This is a genomic window from Streptomyces sp. NPDC002643 (assembly GCF_053592555.1).
In genome coordinates, this window is the sequence record NZ_JBSFVY010000024.1 from 127,551 (window position 1) to 148,983 (window position 21,433).

The following is a 21,433-nucleotide window of genomic DNA, read 5'->3' on the forward strand; positions in this document are numbered from 1 at the left end:
GTGATCCGTTTGTTATTTCGAAGACGGCCCACTTAGCGTCGGTCCGGCTGTTCGTCAGCAGTACGTCGCATCCGCGGCACCGGGCAGTCATCGCCGAGTCCCCGTACGGCGCGAGCCAGGGGAGCCGGGGACCCAACCGTCCCTGGGGTGAATCGGTGGCCCTTCGCACCGCTGAACGAGGTGGTGAGGGGTCCCCGTAGGAGACCTTCCTGCTCCGAACCCGTCAGCTAACCCGGTAGGCGAGAGGGAAGGAAAGGACCAGCCACTCCATGGCGTTCACCCGCCCCCCGGGAAAACACCGCCGACAGCGCGGTGCGCAGCGCACGACCACGAGGACCGTGGGCGTGGCCGCTCTCACCACCACCGGTGTCATCGGCACCGTGGCCTCCGTCCCGGCGTTCGCCGCGGAGCCCGCCCCCGAGCAGACGGGGCTCAACAAGGTCATCGAGCTCGGTGACACGGTCGCCGACCAGGTCGACGCGCAGGCCGCCGCCCAGCAGCAGGCCGCCGAGGTGGCCGCCGCCAAGAAGAAGGCGCAGGAGGAGGCCCGCAAGGCCGCCGCCGAGAAGGCCGAGCAGGAACGTGCCGCCGCCAAGGAGCGCGAGGAGATCAAGGCGCGCGCCGCCCGCGCCGCCGAGCGTGAGCGCCTCAACGCCTTCGTCGCCCCCATCAGCGGCTCCTACATCTCCACCGGCTACAAGGCCGGCGGCGCCGTCTGGTCCTCCGGCAGCCACACCGGCGTCGACTTCCACGCCTCCTCCGGCACGGTCGTCCAGGCGGTCGGCTCCGGCACCGTCGTCGAGGCCGGCTGGGGCGGCGCCTACGGCAACAACATCGTGATCAAGATGAACGACGGCACGTACACCCAGTACGGCCATCTGTCGTCCATCGCGGTCTCCGTCGGCCAGACCGTCACCCCCGGCCAGCAGATCGGCCTCTCCGGCGCGACCGGCAACGTCACCGGCGCGCATCTGCACTTCGAGGCCCGCATGACGGCCGAGTACGGCTCGGACATCGACCCCGTCGCCTACCTGCGCTCGCACGGCGTGAACGTCTGACGCGCACGCTCCTGAGTGCCACGGCCGCCCGCCCGGCCGTCCCCGGACATCGCGAAGCCCCGGCTCACCCGAGCCGGGGCTTTCCGCGTCGTGACGCAGCCCGTCCGTTGTGATGAACGTCCTGTCCAAAAAATATCCATGGATTCCGGTCCGCCATCGGAAATTCCGTCCCGCTGCAATAGAGTCGCCTGAACACACGTCATTCAACGACGTTTCACGGGGATTAAGGCGGAGGTCGGTCATGCGTATTCCGGCGCACTCGGTATGCACGGCGATCCGTGATGACATCGTCGCGGGTGTCTACGAGCGCGGAAGCCGGCTCACCGAGGAACTGCTCGCGCGCCGTTACGGCGTCAGCCGCGTCCCCGTGCGCGAGGCGCTGCGCACGCTGGAGGCCGAGGGCTTCGTCGTCACCCGCAGACACGCGGGCGCGTGCGTCGCCGAGCCGACCGAGCAGGAGGCCGCCGACCTGCTGGAGATGCGCATGCTGCTGGAGCCGCTGGGCGCCGCCCGCGCCGCCCAGCGCCGCACGGAGGCCCACCTCAAGGTCCTGCGCGGTCTGGTCAGACTGGGCCAGGAGCGCGCCAGGCGGGGCAACAGCGAGGATCTGCGCTCCCTGGGCGGCTGGTTCCACGAGACGCTCGCCCAGGCATCCGGAAGCCCCGCCCTGACCTCGACACTCGCCCAGCTGCGCCACAAGATCGCCTGGATGTACGCGGTCGAGGCGCCCGCCGACCCCGTGGAGTCCTGGGGGGAGCACGGCGGCATCGTGGACGCCGTGGCGCGCGGCGACAGCGACCGCGCGCGGGCGATCACCGCCGCGCACACCGAGCGCGCGACCGCCGCGCACCGGCTCCGTTTTCCCGGCGGGGCGTCGGGCCCGGAACGCCCCGACCGTGTGAGGACTTCGCAACACCCCGTAAACATGCAGAGCCTGCGTCATTAACACGGGGGCCGTATACAAAGAGGGTCGGAATTCGAGCGGCATTATTTCTGCTGCCCGCGCACCGAATTCCTGCCTGCCGTGAAGTCGTTATGGCGCAGAAATCCTCCGCTTGTCACGCCGCTTGTCGCGCGGAAATGCGAAGGGCTCGCCCGATGAATCGGACGAGCCCTTCCGGTGTTCTGCGGGTGCGATGCTCAGACGGTCTCGGGAAGCTCTTCGAGCCCCTCGGCGACGAGCTTCGCCAGACGGTCCAGCGCGACGTCCGCGCCCTCGGCGTCGGAGGCGAGGACGATCTCCTCGCCACCCTGGGCGCCGAGGCCCAGGACCGCCAGCATGGAGGCCGCGTTGACGGGGTTGCCGTCGGCCTTGGCGATCGTCACGGGGATACCGGCGGCCGTGGTGGCCCGGACGAAGATGGAAGCGGGTCGGGCGTGGAGGCCCTCGGCCCAGCCGACGTTGACGCGGCGCTCAGCCATGTGATGCTGCCCTTCAGGTGTATCGGGTACCTCGAAGAGGTCTAGACCGGGTTGTCTAGACCAGTTTCCCATATCGTGAAGCGTGCCGGAACGGGCCCACGGCCTGACCTCGAACCGGCTTGTGCCTCTGTGTTGTTTCCCCGGACCGCCCCAGCGCCGTTGTCCGACGCGAGCCGTAGTCTGGGGCCCATGCAGACCTCGTCGGACCGGCACGAGTACCCCGCCCACTGGGAGGCCGACGTGGTGCTGCGCGACGGTGGCACCGCACGCATCCGGCCCATCACCGTTGATGACGCCGAGCGCCTCGTCAGCTTCTACGAGCAGGTCTCGGACGAGTCGAAGTACTACCGCTTCTTCGCGCCGTACCCTCGCCTGTCCGCCAAGGACGTCCACCGCTTCACGCACCACGACTTCGTGGATCGGGTGGGGCTCGCCGCCACCGTCGGCGGCGAGTTCATCGCCACCGTACGCTACGACCGGATCGGCGCCGACGGAATGGCCGCGTCCGCACCCGCCGACGAAGCAGAGGTCGCCTTCCTCGTCCAGGACGCCCACCAGGGGCGCGGTGTCGCCTCCGCCCTCCTCGAACACATCGCCGCCGTCGCGCGGGAGCGCGACATCAGACGCTTCGCCGCCGAGGTGCTCCCCGCCAACACCAAGATGATCAAGGTGTTCACCGACGCCGGATACCAGCAGAAGCGCAGCTTCGAGGACGGCGTCGTACGCCTGGAGTTCGACCTGGAGCCCACCGACCGCTCCCTCGCCGTGCAGCGCGCGCGGGAGCAGCGCGCCGAGGCCCGCTCAGTCCAGCGGCTGCTCGCCCCCGGCTCGGTCGCCGTCATCGGCGCCGGCCGCACACCCGGGGGAGTGGGCCGGGCCGTACTCGCCAACCTGAAGGACGCGCAGTTCGCGGGACGCCTCCACGTGGTGAACAAGGCCGTGGAGGAGAAGGAGATCGACGGCGTCCCGGCTCACCGGTCGGTGCGGGACATCGACGGTCCCGTCGACCTCGCCGTGATCGCCGTCCCCGCCGAGCAGGTCCCCGAGGTCGTCGCCGAGTGCGGCGAGCACGGCGTACAGGGGCTCGTGGTCGTCTCCGCCGGGTACGCCGAGAGCGGGCCCGAGGGGCGCGAGCGCCAGCGCGAACTGGTGCGCCAGGCGCGTACGTACGGCATGCGCATCATCGGGCCCAACGCCTTCGGGATCATCAACACCGCCCCCGACGTCCGGCTCAACGCCTCGCTCGCCCCCGAGGTGCCCCGCTCCGGACGCATCGGCCTCTTCGCCCAGTCCGGCGCCATCGGCATCGCCCTGCTGTCCCGGCTGCACCGACGCGGGGGAGGCGTCACCGGCGTCACCGGAGTCTCCACCTTCGTGTCGTCCGGCAACCGCGCGGACGTCTCCGGGAACGACCTCATCCAGTACTGGTACGAGGACCCGGACACCGATGTGGTCCTGATGTACCTGGAGTCCATCGGCAACCCCCGCAAGTTCACCCGCCTCGCCCGGCGCACGGCCGCCGTCAAACCACTTGTCGTCGTCCAGGGCGCGCGCCACGGCTCCGCGCCCCAGGGGCACGCCGTGCGCGCCACCCGGCTGCCCCACACCACCGTCTCCGCGCTCCTGCGCCAGGCCGGCGTGATCCGGGTCGACACGATCACGGAACTGGTCGACGCCGGATTGCTGCTCGCCCGCCAGCCTCTTCCGGTCGGCCCGCGCGTGGCGATCCTCGGGAACTCCGAGTCGCTGGGGATGCTCACGTACGACGCGTGCCTCTCCGAGGGGTTGCGGCCGCTGCCGCCGCTGGACCTGACGACCGGGGCCTCGGCGGAGGACTTCCACGGGGCGCTGGCGCGGGCCCTGGCCGATGAGTCGTGCGACGCGGTGGTGGTGACCGCGATTCCGGCGCTGGGGGAGGTGTCGCCGGGGGATGCGGAGTTGGCGGAGGCGCTGAGTGCGGCTGCCGCGCACGCTTCGAAGCCGGTGCTTGTGGTGCATGTGGAGTTGGGTGGGCTTGCGGAGGCGTTGTCGGCTGCGGCCAGTACTGGGCCACAGGTGGGTGAGAGGGCGCCCGGCGCTGCAGGCGGTGCCCACCCTCCCCCACTCTCGGCTTCGCTCGAGCGGGGGGACCCCCATCGCCCTGCGGAACGTATGCCCACCGTGGTGGAAGACGCCGCGTCGGCGCCTTCCATGGCGACAGCCGAAGCCAGCTCCTCTCCCACCCCCCGCCTCATCCCCGCTTACCCCGCCGCCGAGCGGGCCGTCCGGGCCCTCGCCGAAGCCGTCAAGTACGCCCAGTGGCGGCGGGAAGCGGCGGAGCCCGGGAAGGTGCCCGAGTTCGAGGACATCGACGAGAAGGGGGCCGCCCGGCAGATCGACGGGCTGTTGGTCCGGGGCGAAGGGCTCACGCTCGGCGGGGACGAGACGTGTGAGCTGCTCGCGCGGTACGGCATCCACGTGCGGAAGGCCCGCCCCGCGCCCTCGCCCGATGAGGCCGTCGCGGCGGCGCGGGACATCGGCTACCCGGTCGCCCTCAAGACCACCGCCCCCCACCTGCGCCACCGCGCCGACCTGGGCGGCGTACGGCTGGATCTGGCGGACGAGGAGCAGTTGCGGCGGGCGTACGCGGAGTTGACGGAGCTGTTCGGGCAGCCGGAGGAGCTGCGGCCGGTGGTCCAGGGCATGGCCCCGCGCGGCGTCGACACGATCGTGCGGACCGTGGTGGACCCGGCGGCCGGAGCGGTGCTCTCCTTCGGGCTCGCCGGGCCCGCGTCCCAGCTGCTCGGTGACATGGCGCACCGGCTGATCCCGGTCACCGAGCGGGACGCGGCCTCCCTGGTCCGATCGATCCGGACGGCTCCGCTCCTGTTCGGCTGGCGGGGCTCCGCACCGGTCGACACGGACGCGCTGGAGGAGTTGCTGCTGAGGGTCTCCAGGCTGGTCGACGACCACCCCGAGGTCGTGGCGGTCTCCCTGGAGCCCGTCGTCGTGGCCCCGCGCGGGCTGAGCGTGCTCGGCGCCACCGTACGGCTCGCGCGCCCACCCGTCCGTGACGACCTCGGCCCGAGGACCCTGCCGGTGTACTGACCGCCACGACGGACGACCGTGCGGCGCGCCACGGCAGACGGCACCACAGCCCACCCCGCGACACCGCCCACGCGCGCGCGTACGCATCACGCCCGGTTCCGTTATTGATCCGTCCACGACAGTGATGGTCGACCGGTCCCTCGCAGTCAGTGGGTCACCGTAGGATGGACGACATGGCCAAGACCAGTACGACGACCCAGGGGCTGCGCGCGGCGATCGAGCGCAGCGGCTACTACCCGGCCCTCGTGGCCGAGGCGGTGGAGGCCGCTGTCGGCGGCGAGGCCATCAAGTCGTACCTGGTCCATCAGGAGACCACGTTCGACGCGAACGAGGTCCGTCGCCATGTGACCGTGCTGGTCCTCACGGGCAACCGCTTCATCGTCAGCCACACCGACGAACAGGCCGCGGACAGCACGTCACCGACGCCGTACGCCACCACGTCCACCGAGTCGGTGAAGCTCGGCCGGATCTCGTCGGTCGTGGTCAGCAGGGTCGTCGCCAACCCCGAGTCGTACACCCCGGGCACCCTGCCCCGCGAGGTCGTCCTGACCATCGGCTGGGGCGCCGTCTCCCGTATCGACCTGGAGCCCGCCGCCTGCGGCGACCCCAACTGCGAGGCGGACCACGGCTACACGGGCAACTCGACGGCCGACGACCTCAGCCTGCGCGTCAGCGAGGCCGGGGACGGCCCCGAGACGGTCCGCCAGGCCCTCGCCTTCGCGCAGTCCCTCTCCGAGGCGACCGCGGACCTCGCGAGCTGATGGCGCTGCCCACCTGGGACCACCCGGAACCCCTCGCCCTCGGCTCCGCGCCCGTCCCCGAGTACGGCGCCGGTTCCCTCGCCGACCTGCTGCCCACCCTCGCGGCGGGCATGGAGGTCCCCGGCATGACCGCCGCGATATCGGAACTGACCGCGGTCGACCGCGCCTGTGTGTTCCTGGTCGACGGGCTGGGTTGGGAGCAGTTGAAGGCGCACCCGGACGAGGCGCCCTTCATGGCCTCGCTGCTGGCGTCCTCGCGCGGCGGCACCGGCCGCCCCCTCACCGCCGGGTATCCGGCCACCACCGCGACCTCCCTCGCCTCCATCGGCACCGGCCTCCCGCCCGGCGCGCACGGCCTGCCCGGCTACACCGTGCGCAACCCGGCCACCGGCGAGCTGATGAACCAGCTCCGCTGGACGCCCTGGACGGCCCCGCGCCCTTGGCAGCCGTACCCCACCGTCTTCCAACTCGCCGACCGGGCGGGCGTGCACGCGGCGCAGGTGTCGTCCCCCGCCTTCGAGAGCACCCCGCTCACCAAGGTCGCCCTCAGCGGCGGCACCTTCCACGGGCGGCTCACCGGCGAGGAGCGCATGGACCTCGCCGCCGAGCAACTGGCCGCCGGGGACCGCGCCTTGGTGTACACGTACTACGCCGAACTGGACGGCGCCGGCCATCGCTACGGCGTCGACTCCGACACCTGGCGCGGCCAGCTCATGTATGTCGACCGCCTGGTGCAGCGGCTGGCGGAGCAACTGCCGTCGCGCAGCGCCCTGTACGTCACCGCCGACCACGGCATGATCGACGTCCCGTTCGACGAGCAGTCCCGGATCGACTTCGACACCGACTGGGAACTGCGCGCCGGGGTCGCCCTCCTGGGCGGCGAGGGGCGCGCACGCCATGTGTACGCGGTGCCGGGCGCCGAGTCGGACGTACTGACCTGTTGGCGTGAGGTGCTCGGCGAGCAGTTCTGGGTGGCCTCGCGCGACGAGGCGATCGCGGCGGGCTGGTTCGGACCGCACATCGACGAACGCGTGTACGGCCGGATCGGCGATGTCGTCGCCGCCGCCCACGACGACGTCCTGATCATCGCCTCCGAGCAGGAGCCCAACGAGTCGGCGATGGTCGGCAACCACGGCTCGATGACCCCCGTGGAACAGCTGGTCCCCCTCCTCGAAGTACGCTCCTGACGCCCCGTACTCCTTCGAACGCCCCCTCGCCGCCTCCTCCTTGCCGAAAGGTGCCCCACTCGACATGCCCGAGCTCGTGTTCTTCTCCGGAACCATGGACTGCGGAAAGTCGACGCTGGCCCTCCAGATCGAGCACAACCGATCGGCGCGCGGGCTGCAGGGCATGATCTTCACGCGGGACGACCGCGCGGGCGAGGGAAAGCTTTCCTCACGCCTCGGCCTGGTCACCGACGCCGTGGAGGTCCAGGACGGCCAGGACCTGTATGTGTACCTCGTCGACCACCTGTCCCATGGCCGCCGCGCGGATTATGTGATCGCCGATGAGGCCCAGTTCCTCACCCCCGAGCAGATCGACCAACTCGCGCGCGTGGTGGACGATCTGGGCCTCGACGTCTACGCCTTCGGCATCACCACCGACTTCCGCTCCAAGCTCTTCCCTGGCTCCCAGCGCCTGGTGGAGCTGGCCGACCGTGTGGAGGTGCTCCAGGTCGAGGCCCTGTGCTGGTGCGGCGCCCGTGCCACGCACAACGCCCGCACCGTGGGCGGCCATATGGTCGTCGAGGGCGCCCAGGTCGTCGTCGGCGACGTCAACCGGCCCGACGACATCGGCTACGAGGTCCTCTGCCGCCGCCACCATCGCCGCCGTCTGACAGCGGCCACGGCCCGCGCGGGTGCCCTCTCCCCGGACGTGCTCCCGGTCGAGACCGCCTGACCGGAGCCTCGGCGCCCACAGTGACGCCGGTGGTGGCACCGGCACCGGTGCGCCCCACGGCCGGCGCTCAGCGCTCCCGGTGGACCATGGCGAACTTGGCGCCCTCCGGGTCGGCCACCGAGGCGACCAGACCGTGCGGAGTCTCGTGGGGCGGCTTGATGACATGGCCGCCCAACTCGATGACACGGTTCGTGGATTCGTCGGGGTCGGCCACCTCGAAGTAGGTGAGCCAGTGCGGTCCCCGGTCGCGGGGGAGAGCGTTGCCCACGCCGTGGATGCCGGCGACCGAGTGGCCCTTGACGAAGAGGGTGACGTAGTCGAGGTCGTCGGAGACCACCGGTTCCTCCCCGAAGCCGAACGCGGCCTCGTAGAACTTGGTGACGAGGGTGGTGTCCATGGTGAGCAACTCGACCCAGGCGGGCGTGCCGTGGACACCGCTGATGTCCGCGCCGAGATGCTCCGCCGCCTGCCAGACGCCGAAGACGGCTCCTGCCGGGTCGGAGCCGATCGCGAGGCGCCCCGCGTCCCCGACGTCCAGCGGCCCCACCCCCACGGTGCCCCCGCAGTGCCGTACCGTCTCCGCCGTCAGATCCACGTCGTCCGAGGCGAAGTACGGCGTCCAGGCGATCGGCAGATGGCGGTCGGGCGGCAGTTGACCGATGCCCGCCACCTCACGCCCGTCGAGCAGCGCCCGCGCGTACGGGCCGAGCTGCCGGGGACCGGGCTGGAACTCCCAGCCGAACAGCGCTCCGTAGAACTCCTGGGTCGCGGCCATCCCGTGCACCATCAGACTCACCCAACAGGGGGTACCCGGTGGATACACATCACCGTTCAGGCCGGTCGACTCCCGTGCCTCGGTCATCGTCACTCTCTCCTCGGCCCCTCGCGGTGGCCGTGTCCGTCAGCCCTCCGTACGCGTGTACCACGTCCACGCGCGATCACGCCCCGTGCCGATGCTCGCACCACCCGTAGCGCCACGCCTCCGCGCCGCACCGCCGCGCGACGCGCACCACGTGAGGATGCCCGGCGCGTCGGTACCCGTGGCTTTCCGTACCGCTGCCGTGCGGTGTCCATCGGCTGTACGGCATGTGCCCGGTCCCGTACGCCTCGTGATCGGGACCGGGGCAGGCAGAGTAGCCGGACCGGGGCGGCGCGGCCACTCCGTGAGCGAGGATGGTGGCCATGAACGCCATCATCTCCGCACCCGATCTCGCGAGCGAGCTGGCCGGATCGCGCCCACCGGTCCTCCTGGACGTCCGCTGGCAGTTGGGCGGCCCGAACCTGCGCCCCGAGTACGAGAAGGCGCACATCCCGGGGGCCGTCTACGTCGATTTGGATTCCCAACTCGCCGGTCCCGCAGGTGCCGAGGGCCGTCATCCGCTGCCGGACCCGGACGCTTTCGGTACGGAGATGAGGGCGGCCGGAGTCTGCGCCGACCGCGCGGTCGTCGTCTATGACGGCGGCCTCAACTGGGCCGCCTCGCGCGCGTGGTGGCTGCTCCGCTGGGCCGGACACCCCTCGGTGCGGGTTCTGGACGGCGGCCTCGCGGCCTGGGACGGCCCGCTGACGGCCGAGGTCCCGGAACCGGCCCCCGGCACCTTCACACCCGCCCCGGGAGCCCTCCCGCTGCTCGACGCGGACGGTGCCGCGGCCCTGGCCCGCAGCGGGCTGCTGCTGGACGCCCGGGCCGCCGAGCGCTACCGCGGCGACGTGGAGCCCATCGACCCGGTCGGTGGCCATATTCCGGGGGCCGTGTCGGCTCCGACCACGGAGAACGTGACCGAATCCGGTCGCTTCCGATCAGCCGCCGAACTCGCCGATCGTTTCAAGGCACTCGGCGCGACCGCCGACTCGAAGGTGGGCGTCTACTGCGGCTCGGGTGTCTCCGGAGCCCACGAGGTGCTCGCCCTGGCCGTCGCGGGCATCCAGGCGGCCCTGTACGTCGGCTCGTGGTCGGAGTGGTCCCGGGACGGCAGCCGCCCGGTCGCCACGGGACCCGACCCCCAGTGACACCCCACTGACGGCAACGCCGTGGGGCCCGCGTCTGAACGACGCGGGCCCCACATACGTATGTATGAAAGACCGATCCTGCACGAACGGACCTACGACAAAGAACGGCCGCGCACGTACCTTCGAGCCTTCCTACTCCTGTTTCTTCCGGCGCGTGCCGAACACGATCTCGTCCCAGCTGGGCACCGCCGCGCGACGGCCCGGCCGGACGCCATCGGCCTCGGCCTGCCGGTCGGTGGCGCCGATCAGCCGGTCACGGTGGCCGTTGACCGACCGGGGCGGCATGAGGACGTCCGCGTAGGCGGAACCGGCCGAGGCCGCGGGCGCCGCCGACTCCTCCTCCACCGCCTCCTCGACGGACTCCTCCTGCGGCTCGGCGGAAGGCAGTTCGGGCACGACCAGGTCGCCCCGGTAGCTCGGTACGGCTTCGAGGATGCTGGTCAGCGAGTCCCGCTCGCTCACGCTCTCCTCGTCGGGATCGGGCACCGGGGGCAGGACGGGACGTTCCGCCTGACGGTCCAGGGGGCGGTCGCGCGGCAGCCGCGCGATCCTCGGCACGAACGGGAAGCTCGGCTCCGGTGCCCCGAGATCGTCGGACTCGCCGATCAGCGAGCGCGCCTCGTCGTCCACGGCCTGGACCAGCCTGCGGGGCGGGTCGTACGTCCAGCTCGCCGAGTGCGGCTCACCCGCGACCCGGTAGACCAGCAGCACTTCCCAGGTGCCGTCGTCGCGACGCCACGAGTCCCACTGGACCGTGTCCTTCTCCGCGCCCCGGATCAACAGCCGCTCCTGCACGGCCTCGCCGAGCTGGGGCCCGGCCGCGTTCTCCCCGGGACGGCGTACGGGGGTCTTGCGGGCCCGCTCCGCCATGAAGGCGCGCTCGGCCAGTACGGGACCCTCGAAGCGACGCACCCGGTCGACGGGGATGCCGGCGAGCTGCGCGACCTCCTCCGCCGTGGCGCCCGCGCGTATACGCGCCTGGATGTCACGGGGGCGGAGATGGCTCTCGACCTCGATCTCGATCTGACCGAGACGCGGGCGGTCGCCGCGGACGGCGGCGCGCAGGCGCTCGTCAATCGGGAGGGTGTACTCCGTGGAATCGGCAGCCTTCAGCACCAGCCGTGTGCCGTCATTTGAGACGGCCACGACACGCAGTTCGGGCATGGGGACCTCCCGGGTGGTGCCTGCCGACGTCACGTGCGTCGCTGCTTCCGCTAGTCGAGTGTGGCCTGCCCGGGTGCAGCCTGCCACAACCTTGCCGAGTTGCCCGGCGTGTCGGGCGTGGGCCCGAGGACGCCGTTATGGCACGGTTACCTATTCGCAACGCTAAGTGACGAAATCCATCACCCTGTGCAACGATCCCCCTCCCGGCGGTCCTCGAAGGCCCCGGACACCCTGGCGGGAGTCCGGACCCAGGGCTCGCAACAGTACTCCATTCGGGCCACTTGCGTGGATCGGCACGCCGCTCAACTTCTCGGGTACGACGGCAATCGGCCGACGGAACGTGCCACTTCAGGACCGCGGGGAGGAAGACGCCTTACGAGATCACCGAAATCGCCCGCTCCGGCTACGCGCCCAGTACGCGCCTCAAGTAGTCGTTCTGGAAACGCCGTTCGGGGTCGAGCCGGTCACGCAGAGCGCTGAACTCGCCGAACCGGGGATAGACCTTGGAGAAGTAATCGGCGTCCCGCGTGTGCACCTTGCCCCAGTGCGGACGCCCCTCGTGCGCGGTGAAGATCCGCTCGGCGGCCGTGAAGTACGCCTGATAGGGCGTGCCCTTGAACATGTGCACGGCCACGTACGCGCTCTCGCGACCGGAGGCCGTGGAGAGCGTGATGTCGTCGGCCGGCGCGGTGCGGACCTCCACGGGGAAGCTGACGCGCAGCTTCGAACGGTCCACCATCGCCTTGAGTTCACGCAGAGTGTCCACCAATGCCTCGCGCGGCACCGCGAACTCCATCTCCACGAAACGGACTCGGCGCGGAGAGGTGAAGACCTTGTAGGGGATGTCGGTGTACGTCCGTGCCGACAGGGCGCGGCTGGAGATCTGCGCGATCGTGGGGATGGTGGCGGGGACCGCCTGGCCGACCCAGTTGGCCACCTGGAAGACGCCGTTGGAGAGGAACTCGTCCTCGAACCAGCCGCTGAGCTGGGGCACCGGCTTCTCGGGGCCCGCGCTGCGGTTGTTGCGCTTGGTGTTGGTATTGCCGGTGTGGGGGAACCAGTAGAACTCGAAGTGCTCGTTCTCGGCGTGGAGTTCGTCGAACTCGGCGAGCACCCTCTCGAACGGCATCGGCTCCTCGCGCGCCGTCAACAGGAAGATCGGCTCCACGGCGAAGGTGATCGCGGTGACGATGCCCAGGGCGCCGATGCCGACCCGGGCCGCCGCGAACACCTCCGGGTTCTCCGTCGCGGAGCAGGTGAGGATCGAGCCGTCGGCCGTGACCAGCTCAAGTCCCCGTATCTGGGCCGCGATCGACGCCGAGTCACGGCCGGTGCCGTGCGTGCCGGTGCTGGTGGCGCCGGAGACCGTCTGCTCCATGATGTCGCCCATGTTCGTGAGCGACAGCCCCTCACGCGCGAGCGCCATGTTGAGTCTCTTGAGTGGGGTGCCGGCACCCACCGTGACGGTCATGGCATCACGATCAATGTTGCGTATGCCCGTCAACAGTTGAGGGCGTATCAATACGCCGTCGGTCGCGGCGGCGGCCGTGAAGGAGTGCCCTGTACCGACGGCCTTCACCCTGAGGTCGTCCTCGGCGGCCCTGCGTACGGCGGCGGCGAGTTCCTCGACGGTGGCCGGGGCGACCTCCCGTACGGGCCGGGCGGTGACGTTCCCCGCCCAGTTACGCCACGTGCCGCTCTTGCCGATCACTGTGGTGCTCATGGGGCCCTCCCCGCTCCTGTGCCGGCCTGCGCAGCCGACGGAACCCGAGGAAACCGACCGCGACCGCGACGGCCCCGGACACCACCGGAACCCCGTACCCGGCCTCCGCCCCGGCCGCGTCGATCACCCAGCCGGACACGGACGAGCCGAACGCGACCCCGACCGCGAGCCCGGTGCTCGTCCAGGTCATGCCCTCGGTCAGTTGCGCGCGTGGTACGTGCTCCTCGATCAGGGCCATGGTCGTGATCATCGTGGGTGCGATGGACAGGCCGGCGACGAAGAGCGCCACGGCCAGAAACGGCAAGTTTCCGACCAGTAGGAGGGGGATCATACTCACGGCCATGCCGCACACGCCCAGCAGCCATCGAACCTCTGCGGCTCCTGAGAAACGCATGAGCCCGAAGACGATGCCCGCGACGCAGGAACCGGCGGCGTAGATCGCCAGGACGACGCTCGCGGCGGCCTTGTGACCCTGCTCCTCGGCGAAGGCCACGGTGACCACGTCGACCGCCCCGAAGATCGCCCCGGTCGCCACGAAGGTGGCCACCAGGACCCGCAGTCCCGGCGAGCGCATCGCGGAACGGCCCCTTTCGTGGCGCTCGCGCGGGTGGGGCTCCGGTTCGGTGGCGCGTTGCGAGGTCAGCCAGAAGACACCGGCCGCGAGGAAGCACCCCGCGAGCAGCGGCCCGGCCTCCGGGAACCAGGCGGTGGACAGCCCGATGGAGATGATCGGCCCGAAGATGAAGCACACCTCGTCCACGACCGACTCGAAGGAGTACGCCGTGTGCAGTTGCGGGGTGCCCCGGTACAGCGCCGCCCAGCGCGCGCGGGTCATCGCGCCGAGGCTCGGCACACAGCCGATGCCGGCCGAGCAGACGTACAACACCCAGTCCGGCCACCCGTAGTGCGCGGCGAACAGCAGCCCCGCGGCGGCGGCCAGCGCCAGCAGCGTCGCCGGGCGCAGCACCCGGCGCTGCCCGTACTGGTCCACCAGCCGGGAGATCTGCGGGCCGAGCACGGCGGCGGACAGCGCGATGGTCGCGGACAGGGCGCCCGCCAGGCCGTACTGCCCGGTGAGCTGGGAGATCATCGTGACCACGCCGATGCCCATCATCGACAGCGGCATCCGGCCGAGCAGACCCGCAGCGGTGAACGCCTTGGTGCCCGGGAAGGCGAACAGGGCGGTGTAGGGGCTGGGCACGGAGGTCTCCGAAGGGTGCGGGTGGCCGAGGACCATGCGTGCGGGGGCCGAGGTCGTTCCCCACGGGCACGGTAAGGCGCGAAGCAAGCCGATACAGCTTACGCGGCGGGTAAACCCCGAGTCACCCGGGATATGGGGCGCCATCCCGGTTGTCAGTGCCGGGTGGCAGGATCGGAGTCATGCCACACGCGCACGACGCCACCCCCTACGACGCCCTCCTCCTGCTCTCCTTCGGCGGCCCCGAAGGCCCGGACGACGTGATCCCGTTCCTGGAGAACGTCACGCGAGGCAGAGGCATCCCCAAGGAGCGCCTGAAGGAAGTCGGCGAGCACTACTTCCTGTTCGGCGGGGTCAGCCCCATCAACGCCCAGAACCGCGCCCTGCTCGACGCCCTCCGCAAGGACTTCGCGGAGCACGGCGTGGACCTTCCCGTCTACTGGGGCAACCGCAACTGGGCGCCCTATCTGACCGACACCCTGCGTGAGATGGCCGCCGACGGCCGCCGCCGCGTCCTGGTCCTCGCCACCAGCGCGTACGCCTCCTACTCGGGCTGCCGCCAGTACCGCGAGAACCTGGCCGAATCGCTCGCCGCGCTGGAGGCCGAGGGACTTCAGCCGCCGAAGGTCGACAAGCTCCGGCACTACTTCAACCACCCGGGCTTCCTGGAACCCATGATCGACGGCGTGATCGAGTCCCTCGCCGACCTCCCCGAGGACGTCCGCGACGGCGCGCACATCGCCTTCTGCACCCACTCCATCCCGAACGCCTCGGCGGACACCTCCGGCCCGGTCGAGGACCACGGCGACGGCGGCGCGTATGTCGCGGAGCACATGGACGTCGCGAAGCTCATCGCCGACGCCGTGCGCGAGCGGACCGGCGTCGAGCACCCCTGGCGGCTCGTCTACCAGTCCCGCTCCGGCGCCCCGCACATCCCGTGGCTGGAGCCGGACATCTGCGATCACCTGGAGGAGCGCAAGGCGGCCGGGGCCCCGGCCGTCGTGATGGCGCCCATCGGGTTCGTGTCGGACCACATGGAGGTCCTCTACGACCTCGACACCGAGGCCATGGCCAAGGGCGGGGAACTGGGACTGCCGGTGCGCCGCTCGGCCACCGTGGGCGCCGATCCGCGCTTCGCCGCCGCCATCCGCGACCTCGTCCTGGAGCGCGCGGCGGTCGAGCGGGGCCAGGACGTCACCCCTTGTGCCCTGGGCGCGCTCGGCGCGAGCCACAACCTGTGCCCGGTGGGCTGCTGCCCCGCCCGCACCCCGCTGCCCGCCGCCGCGGGCGTCGACAGCCCGTACGCGTGAGGAGCACCGTGACCGACCAGCCGCAGCAGGACGCCCTCAGAGCCGAACTGCTCGCCATAGCCCTCGAAGCCGCCCATCGCGCGGGCACCTTCCTGCGTGACGGACGGCCCGACGACCTCGGCGTGGCCGCCACCAAGTCCAGCGCGGTCGACGTCGTCACCGAGATGGACATCGCCTCCGAGAAGCTGATCACCGGCCTGCTCGCCGAGCGCCGCCCCGACGACGGCGTGCTCGGTGAGGAGGGCGCCAGCGTCGAGGGGACCAGCGGCGTCCAGTGGGTGATCGACCCCATCGACGGTACGGTCAACTACCTGTACGCACTGCCCAGTTGGGCCGTGTCCATCGCGGCCCGGGTGGACGGCGAGACGGTCGTCGGCGTGGTCCACGCCCCGATGCGCGCCGAGACCTACCGCGCGGTCCTGGGCGAGGGCGCCCACGTCAACGACCGCCCCGCGCGTGTGCGCCCCGCACCCGAACTGGGCCTGGCCCTCGTGGGCACCGGCTTCGGCTATCTCGCCGAGCGCCGCGCCAGGCAGGCCGACGTCGTGCGCGAGCTGATCCCCGAGGTGCGCGACATCCGCCGCGGGGGCTCGGCCGCGATCGACCTGTGCGATGTGGCCCTGGGCCGCCTCGACGCGTACTACGAGCGCGGGCTGAACGAATGGGACTACGCGGCCGGTGACCTCATCGCCAGGGAAGCGGGCGCCCTGACCGGTGGCCGCCCCTCGCAGCCCCTCTCGCCCGATCTGACCATCGCGGCACCACCCGGCCTCTTCGAGACCCTCCAGACCCGCCTGGACGCGCTGGGCGCCTGGCACGACTGACAGCGAGTCCCGCCGGGCACTCGCTCCGGCCGGCGGACGGCCCTGCAGAGGACGAGACGTACAGCGGGACCCCGGCCTGGATCTTGCCGGGGTCCCGCTGTCGCGCGTATGGGCTCTCGATCAGACGCTGTACGCGCCGACCTCCACACCGTGGTCGGCGGCGAGGCGGTGCAGGTCGTCCAGCTCGGCCTGCTCCACCTCGACGAGGAAGTCGTCGCCCTCGTCACGAGCCCTGGTCAGGTCGGACTCGGTCGCCTTTATGCGCTGCAGAAGTCCTGCGGTGAATGCGTCCATGCTGCGCCCCCTCGTCCTTGGGTCGTGGGTCGATGGCACGGGGGTGTGCCGTTCGGAAGGGACGATCACGTCTCTTGCGGATGCCCAGCGCCACCCTGGCCGGGCGGCGACGGTGCCGGACACCCACGCCCGCTCTGCGGAAAGCGGAACGCCGCGTACCGCATGGTGGTGCGGCACAAGCAGAGTGTGATCGCGGGGTGTAAAGCCGTCCTCCCCCCGCTGTCTCCGACGGAAACCTCAACCCGACGAAAAAATCCCGCATTCCCCGTCCCGCCCCCCGGGCCGATCTCCCGAGGGTCGTCTTACAGCCGACTTACGGCCGAAAAAGGCAGGATGGAGGTCACACACCCACGAACACCCTGCCCGTGTGCGCCGTCCGCGCGCTACGCGGGTGGACATCAGGAAGGACAAGCGACGTGCGCGTACTCGTCGTCGAGGACGAGCAACTGCTCGCCGATGCGGTGGCCACCGGACTGCGCCGGGAGGCCATGGCCGTCGACGTCGTGTACGACGGTGCGGCCGCCCTGGAGCGCATCGGCGTCAACGACTACGACGTGGTCGTCCTCGACCGCGACCTCCCCCTCGTCCACGGCGACGACGTCTGCCGCAAGCTCGTCGAGCTCGGCCTGCCCACGCGCGTGCTGATGCTCACCGCGTCCGGCGACGTCAGCGACCGCGTCGAGGGCCTGGAGATCGGCGCCGACGACTATCTGCCCAAGCCGTTCGCGTTCAGCGAGCTGATCGCACGCGTGCGTGCCCTCGGCCGGCGGACGAGCGTGCCGCTGCCGCCGGTCCTGGAGCGGGCCGGGATCAAGCTCGACCCCAACCGCCGCGAGGTCTTCCGCGACGGCAAGGAGGTCCAGCTCGCGCCGAAGGAGTTCGCCGTCCTGGAGGTGCTGATGCGCAGCGAGGGAGCGGTCGTCTCGGCGGAGCAGCTGCTTGAGAAGGCCTGGGACGAGAACACCGATCCGTTCACCAATGTCGTCCGGGTCACGGTCATGACCCTGCGCCGCAAGCTCGGTGAGCCACCGGTGATCGTCACCGTGCCCGGCTCCGGTTACCGGATCTGATCGGCCGTGGCCACGACACCCGCGCCGCCCCAGACGCCCCCGAAACCCACCTGGGACCCCAGGCGACCGCAGCCCCAGCTCCCCTGGCTGCGCCCGACCATCCGGATAAGGCTGACGCTGCTGTACGGCGGCATGTTCCTGATCGCCGGCATCCTGCTGCTGTCGATCATCTACCTGCTGGCCGCCCAGGCCGTGAACACCGGTAACGAGCCGCTGTTCAAGATCGTGGGCGGTACGGACATCAGCGTCAACAGCGACAGCTGTCCCGCCGTGGACACCGGCAATCTGCCGCTTTCGGAGTTCAACGCCGCGATCGCCGACTGCATCGACAGCAAGCGCAAGGGCGCCCTGGACAATCTGCTCAGCCGCTCACTGCTGGCCCTGCTCGGACTCGCCGTGATCGCGTTCGCCTTCGGATACGCGATGGCGGGCCGGGTGCTCGCCCCGCTCGGCCGGATCACCCGCACCGCCCGCGCGGTGGCCGGGTCGGACCTGTCCCGCCGTATCGAACTGGACGGCCCGGACGACGAGCTGAAGGAGCTGGCGGACACCTTCGACGACATGCTGGAACGGCTCCAACGCGCCTTCACGGCCCAGCAGCGGTTCGTCGGCAACGCCTCGCACGAGTTGCGCACACCGCTGGCGATCAACCGCACGCTCCTGGAAGTGCATCTCTCCGACCCGAACGCCCCGGCGGAGCTCCAGCAGCTCGGCAAGACGCTGCTGGCCACCAACGAGCGCAGTGAGCAGCTGGTGGAGGGCCTGCTGCTGCTCGCCCGCAGCGACAACCAGATCGTTGAGCGCAAGCCCGTGGACCTCGCCGAGGTGGCCTCCCAGGCCATCGACCAGGTGCGCTCCGAGGCGGAGACCAAGAAGGTCGAGATCTGCGGCGAGCGGGCCCCGGCGGTCGTCCAGGGCAACGGCGTCCTGCTGGAGCGGATCGCCCTGAACCTCGTCCAGAACGCCGTCCGGTACAACGTGCCGGAGGGGGGCTGGGTCGAGGTGACGACGGAGCTCCAGCACGGCCAGGCGGTCCTGGTCGTCACCAACACCGGACCCGTGGTGCCGGCGTATGAGATCGACAACCTTTTCGAGCCGTTCCGGCGGCTGCGCACGGAGCGCACGGGCAGCGACAAGGGTGTGGGGCTGGGCCTGTCGATCGTCCGGTCCGTGGCGCGCGCGCATGGCGGACACATTGCGGCCCAGCCACGAGAGGGAGGCGGGCTCGTGATGCGAGTGACCCTTCCCGTCTGAGAAAATGACCCCCGGCCTCGGGACGATGTTCGCTTTGCGCGGAATTTTCCGGTGGCCTGATCGAAACGGTCGTGCGCGACCAATGTGTGATCGATCACATAGGCGAATTTCCAGCCATCTACTGAGCGTGATCATGAGGCTGTCGGAAAGCCGGGAAAATCCGGGTTTTCAGTGGTTGAGATCACGGGAAGTAGATGCTGAAGCGCCTTTGAAATGCAGTGTTGGGACCGTGTACGGTCCGGTTCGCCATCCAAGCCGATCACTCTTGAGGAGTGCGGTTGGGTGTCGATTGAGTAACAGACCTTGATGTGAGGCAAAATCTCCGCCTCAGGTCGGGCACAAGTCCGGCCTCTCACGCGTTACGTGCGCTGGAGACACCGCAGACACCCAGAGGGGGAGAGCGACATGGCAACGGATTACGACACCCCACGCAAGACCGACGACGACGTCGACTCGGACAGCCTGGAAGAACTCAAGGCCCGTCGGAACGACAAGTCGACCTCGTCGGTCGACGTCGACGAGTTCGAGGCCGCCGAGGGCCTGGAGCTGCCCGGCGCCGACCTCTCGAACGAGGAGCTGGCCGTCCGCGTCCTGCCCAAGCAGCAGGACGAGTTCACGTGCATGAGCTGCTTCCTGGTGCACCACCGCAGCCAGCTGGCGCGTGAGAAGAACGGTCAGCCGATCTGCCGCGACTGCGACTGAGGCCGGGTCGGCCGTGACTGGCTCGACCCCTCCTTGGAAGCGCCGCTTCCGCAAGGGAGCGGACCCGGAGTCGTACGACGGCTCTGACGGCGTGCGTGACGACGAGCGAGGCTCCTCCGATCCAGGAGCGGCCTCGCTCGAACGTGCGTCTGGTACGGCGTCGGGGGGCGCCGCGGAGGAGCAGGGACGCCTGCCCGTACCGCTGGACACTCCGGCGCCGGTCGCCCGGCGCCGCGTGGTCGTCGTCCGGGACGGCATAAGAGAGGGCCTGAGGACCGGGGCCCGCAAGGGCGGTGAACGGGCGCGGGCGGGGCTCGCGTATCTCACCGACCGGATCATCGAGATGGCCCCGCGGATTCCCGTACGGGATCTCGCGACGTTGCGTGCGCAGTTCCCCGGGCTGGGGCCCGAGCAGATCGCCGACAAGCTCGTCGCGGGTGCCGCCAACGGGACCTCGACCGTGGGGGCCGGGATCGGGGCCGCCGCGATGCTGCCGACACCGCCCGCCCTGCCGGCTGAGCTGGCCGCCGAGATCACCGGGGTCGCCGCGATCGAGCTGAAGCTGATCGCCGAGCTGCACGAGGTGTACGGGGTGCGGCCTGCCGGGAATCTGCGGCAGCGCAGTGCCGCCTATCTCGACTCGTGGTCCGGCGAGCGTGGGATCGACGTGACCAAGCCGATGACCATCGACGCCGCGCTCGGCGGGCAGATGAAGCGACAGCTTCGGCAGCAGATCATGAAGCGGATGGTTCGGAATCTGCCGAATCTGATGCCGTTCCTGATCGGGGCCGCGGTGGGGGCGGTCATGAACCGACGGGACACCAGACAGCTCGCGGCGCGGATTCGGAAGGATCTGCGGACGGTGCAGGTGCCTTGGGAGGCGCTGGGGGAACTGCCGCCGCTGGAGAAGCCGGCCGACGCGCTTGAGGTGGAGCCGCCCAAGGAGCTGGGCGGGGGCTGACCCCTGGGTAGCGGTTTCTGGGTGCGGCTGCGTGCGGCTGGGTTCGGCTGGGTTCGGCAACGCCGAAATGCGTCGTTGCGGGCTTGGCGCCGTCGCGGCGGAAAGAGGGCGGGTGGGCGCCCTTGGGCCTGGGGTGCTTGCCGTCGGGCCGAGCGGATTCTCTCTTGACTCTTACCGTCTAACTCTCACCCTCGTCGGCCGCCGTGGGCCGGGCCGGTGTTTTCGCTGCCTCCAGGGCGGCCACCAGGCGTTCCGGTTCCCTTGTCGACAGGTAGAGGTAGGGGGTCGGGTCGGCCGGGTCCGTCACCGGGATGCGCAGGGCCGTGGGGATATAGGCGCGCAGGAGCATGAAGGCGTGCGGGTTCGCCTTGTGGGTGCGCCAGGCCTGCGCCTCCTCGCGGTCCAGGATCTCCGGGGTGCCGAGGGCCGAGACCGGGATCTTCGCCTCGCCCGCGATCAGCGCGTCGCCCACCACCCGGATACGGATCGAGCCGTAGGAACTGGCCACCACCGCCGCGGCCGCCGTGCCACCGGCCAGACCGCCCAGCAGCGGGAGCGTGCCGAAGGGCAGGAGGATCAGCGCCATGGAGACGCCCACCAGGAAGCAGATCAGCCACCAGGTGCGGGGTGCGGTGAGGCGTTCTTCGTACGGCGAAGCGGAGAGCTGCATGGCGTCAAGCTTGGCACGCTGCCCCT

20 protein-coding genes and 1 riboswitch are annotated in these 21,433 nt (G+C 70.6%); of the genes, 13 read left to right on the plus strand and 7 right to left on the minus strand.

Going from position 1 to position 21,433, the window contains the following annotated elements; translation table 11 throughout:
* Window positions 1–81: 81 nt before the first annotated feature.
* Window positions 82–257, plus strand: a riboswitch (cyclic di-AMP (ydaO/yuaA leader).
* A 12-nt stretch (window positions 258–269) separates the two neighbouring features.
* Window positions 270–1,058 (plus strand): M23 family metallopeptidase, encoded by a 789-nt coding sequence (locus ACWD4G_RS31565; protein ID WP_451299451.1) that lies wholly within the window; start codon window positions 270–272, stop codon window positions 1,056–1,058.
* 241 nt (window positions 1,059–1,299) lie between these two features.
* Window positions 1,300–2,004 (plus strand): GntR family transcriptional regulator, encoded by a 705-nt coding sequence (locus tag ACWD4G_RS31570; protein ID WP_451299453.1) that lies wholly within the window; start codon window positions 1,300–1,302, stop codon window positions 2,002–2,004.
* 194 nt (window positions 2,005–2,198) lie between these two features.
* Here the strand turns inward: ACWD4G_RS31570 and ACWD4G_RS31575 are convergent, their stop codons facing one another.
* Window positions 2,199–2,480, minus strand: a complete 282-nt coding sequence (locus tag ACWD4G_RS31575; protein ID WP_451299455.1) for an HPr family phosphocarrier protein — start codon at window positions 2,478–2,480, stop codon at window positions 2,199–2,201.
* A gap of 189 nt (window positions 2,481–2,669) precedes the next feature.
* Between ACWD4G_RS31575 and ACWD4G_RS31580 the strand changes: the two genes are divergently transcribed.
* The 4 genes from ACWD4G_RS31580 (at window position 2,670) to ACWD4G_RS31595 (ending at window position 8,227) form a co-directional block, all read left to right on the plus strand.
* Entirely contained in the window at window positions 2,670–5,567 is a 2,898-nt protein-coding gene (locus ACWD4G_RS31580; protein ID WP_451299457.1) for a bifunctional acetate--CoA ligase family protein/GNAT family N-acetyltransferase, read from the plus strand.
* Between the two features lie 173 nt (window positions 5,568–5,740).
* Window positions 5,741–6,328: a DUF5998 family protein gene (locus ACWD4G_RS31585; protein WP_451299459.1), complete on the plus strand. Its 588-nt coding sequence runs from the start codon at window positions 5,741–5,743 to the stop codon at window positions 6,326–6,328.
* Window positions 6,328–7,515, plus strand: a complete 1,188-nt coding sequence (locus ACWD4G_RS31590; protein ID WP_451299461.1) for an alkaline phosphatase family protein — start codon at window positions 6,328–6,330, stop codon at window positions 7,513–7,515. Before ACWD4G_RS31585 ends, ACWD4G_RS31590 begins: the two co-directional genes overlap by 1 nt.
* Window positions 7,516–7,579: 64 nt before the next feature.
* Complete coding sequence (locus ACWD4G_RS31595; protein ID WP_451299463.1) at window positions 7,580–8,227, plus strand: thymidine kinase; 648 nt, start codon at window positions 7,580–7,582, stop codon at window positions 8,225–8,227.
* Between the two features lie 67 nt (window positions 8,228–8,294).
* Here the strand turns inward: ACWD4G_RS31595 and ACWD4G_RS31600 are convergent, their stop codons facing one another.
* Window positions 8,295–9,089 carry a VOC family protein gene (locus tag ACWD4G_RS31600; protein WP_451299465.1) on the minus strand — a complete coding sequence of 265 codons (795 nt, stop codon included), beginning with the start codon at window positions 9,087–9,089 and terminating at the stop codon, window positions 8,295–8,297.
* A gap of 320 nt (window positions 9,090–9,409) precedes the next feature.
* Here ACWD4G_RS31600 and ACWD4G_RS31605 point away from each other — a divergent pair, with 320 nt between their 5' ends.
* A complete protein-coding gene (locus ACWD4G_RS31605) occupies window positions 9,410–10,237 on the plus strand; it encodes a sulfurtransferase (protein WP_451299467.1) in 828 nt (275 codons plus the stop codon).
* Between the two features lie 132 nt (window positions 10,238–10,369).
* Here the strand turns inward: ACWD4G_RS31605 and sepH are convergent, their stop codons facing one another.
* From sepH to ACWD4G_RS31620, 3 genes are all read right to left on the minus strand, one after another.
* Window positions 10,370–11,401: a septation protein SepH gene (gene sepH, locus ACWD4G_RS31610; RefSeq protein ID WP_451299469.1), complete on the minus strand. Its 1,032-nt coding sequence runs from the start codon at window positions 11,399–11,401 to the stop codon at window positions 10,370–10,372.
* Between the two features lie 403 nt (window positions 11,402–11,804).
* Complete coding sequence (locus ACWD4G_RS31615) at window positions 11,805–13,124, minus strand: D-arabinono-1,4-lactone oxidase (protein ID WP_451299471.1); 1,320 nt, start codon at window positions 13,122–13,124, stop codon at window positions 11,805–11,807.
* Entirely contained in the window at window positions 13,084–14,325 is a 1,242-nt protein-coding gene (locus tag ACWD4G_RS31620) for an MFS transporter (protein ID WP_451299473.1), read from the minus strand. Before ACWD4G_RS31620 ends, ACWD4G_RS31615 begins: the two co-directional genes overlap by 41 nt.
* 179 nt (window positions 14,326–14,504) lie before the next feature.
* On the opposite strand from ACWD4G_RS31620, the gene ACWD4G_RS31625 reads away from it, so the two are divergent.
* Together ACWD4G_RS31625 and ACWD4G_RS31630 are read left to right on the plus strand one after the other, a co-directional pair.
* A complete protein-coding gene (locus tag ACWD4G_RS31625; RefSeq protein ID WP_451299475.1) occupies window positions 14,505–15,632 on the plus strand; it encodes a ferrochelatase in 1,128 nt (375 codons plus the stop codon).
* 8 nt (window positions 15,633–15,640) lie between these two features.
* Entirely contained in the window at window positions 15,641–16,456 is an 816-nt protein-coding gene (locus ACWD4G_RS31630; RefSeq protein WP_451299476.1) for an inositol monophosphatase family protein, read from the plus strand.
* 120 nt (window positions 16,457–16,576) lie between these two features.
* Here ACWD4G_RS31630 and ACWD4G_RS31635 read toward each other — a convergent pair whose 3' ends face one another.
* Complete coding sequence (locus ACWD4G_RS31635; protein ID WP_181800487.1) at window positions 16,577–16,750, minus strand: hypothetical protein; 174 nt, start codon at window positions 16,748–16,750, stop codon at window positions 16,577–16,579.
* Between the two features lie 416 nt (window positions 16,751–17,166).
* Here ACWD4G_RS31635 and ACWD4G_RS31640 point away from each other — a divergent pair, with 416 nt between their 5' ends.
* The 4 genes from ACWD4G_RS31640 (at window position 17,167) to ACWD4G_RS31655 (ending at window position 20,737) form a co-directional block, all read left to right on the plus strand.
* Entirely contained in the window at window positions 17,167–17,820 is a 654-nt protein-coding gene (locus ACWD4G_RS31640) for a response regulator transcription factor (protein ID WP_009340866.1), read from the plus strand.
* A gap of 6 nt (window positions 17,821–17,826) precedes the next feature.
* The gene (locus tag ACWD4G_RS31645) at window positions 17,827–19,074 is read left to right on the plus strand and encodes a sensor histidine kinase (protein ID WP_451299479.1); all 1,248 of its coding nucleotides are present in this window, start codon (window positions 17,827–17,829) and stop codon (window positions 19,072–19,074) included.
* A gap of 405 nt (window positions 19,075–19,479) precedes the next feature.
* Window positions 19,480–19,776, plus strand: a complete 297-nt coding sequence (locus ACWD4G_RS31650) for a DUF4193 domain-containing protein (RefSeq protein ID WP_003997302.1) — start codon at window positions 19,480–19,482, stop codon at window positions 19,774–19,776.
* A gap of 13 nt (window positions 19,777–19,789) precedes the next feature.
* Entirely contained in the window at window positions 19,790–20,737 is a 948-nt protein-coding gene (locus ACWD4G_RS31655; protein ID WP_451299481.1) for a hypothetical protein, read from the plus strand.
* 178 nt (window positions 20,738–20,915) lie between these two features.
* Here ACWD4G_RS31655 and ACWD4G_RS31660 read toward each other — a convergent pair whose 3' ends face one another.
* On the minus strand, window positions 20,916–21,407 hold the full coding sequence (locus tag ACWD4G_RS31660; RefSeq protein WP_451299483.1) for a DUF3093 domain-containing protein: 492 nt from the start codon (window positions 21,405–21,407) through the stop codon (window positions 20,916–20,918).
* Window positions 21,408–21,433: the final 26 nt, after the last annotated feature.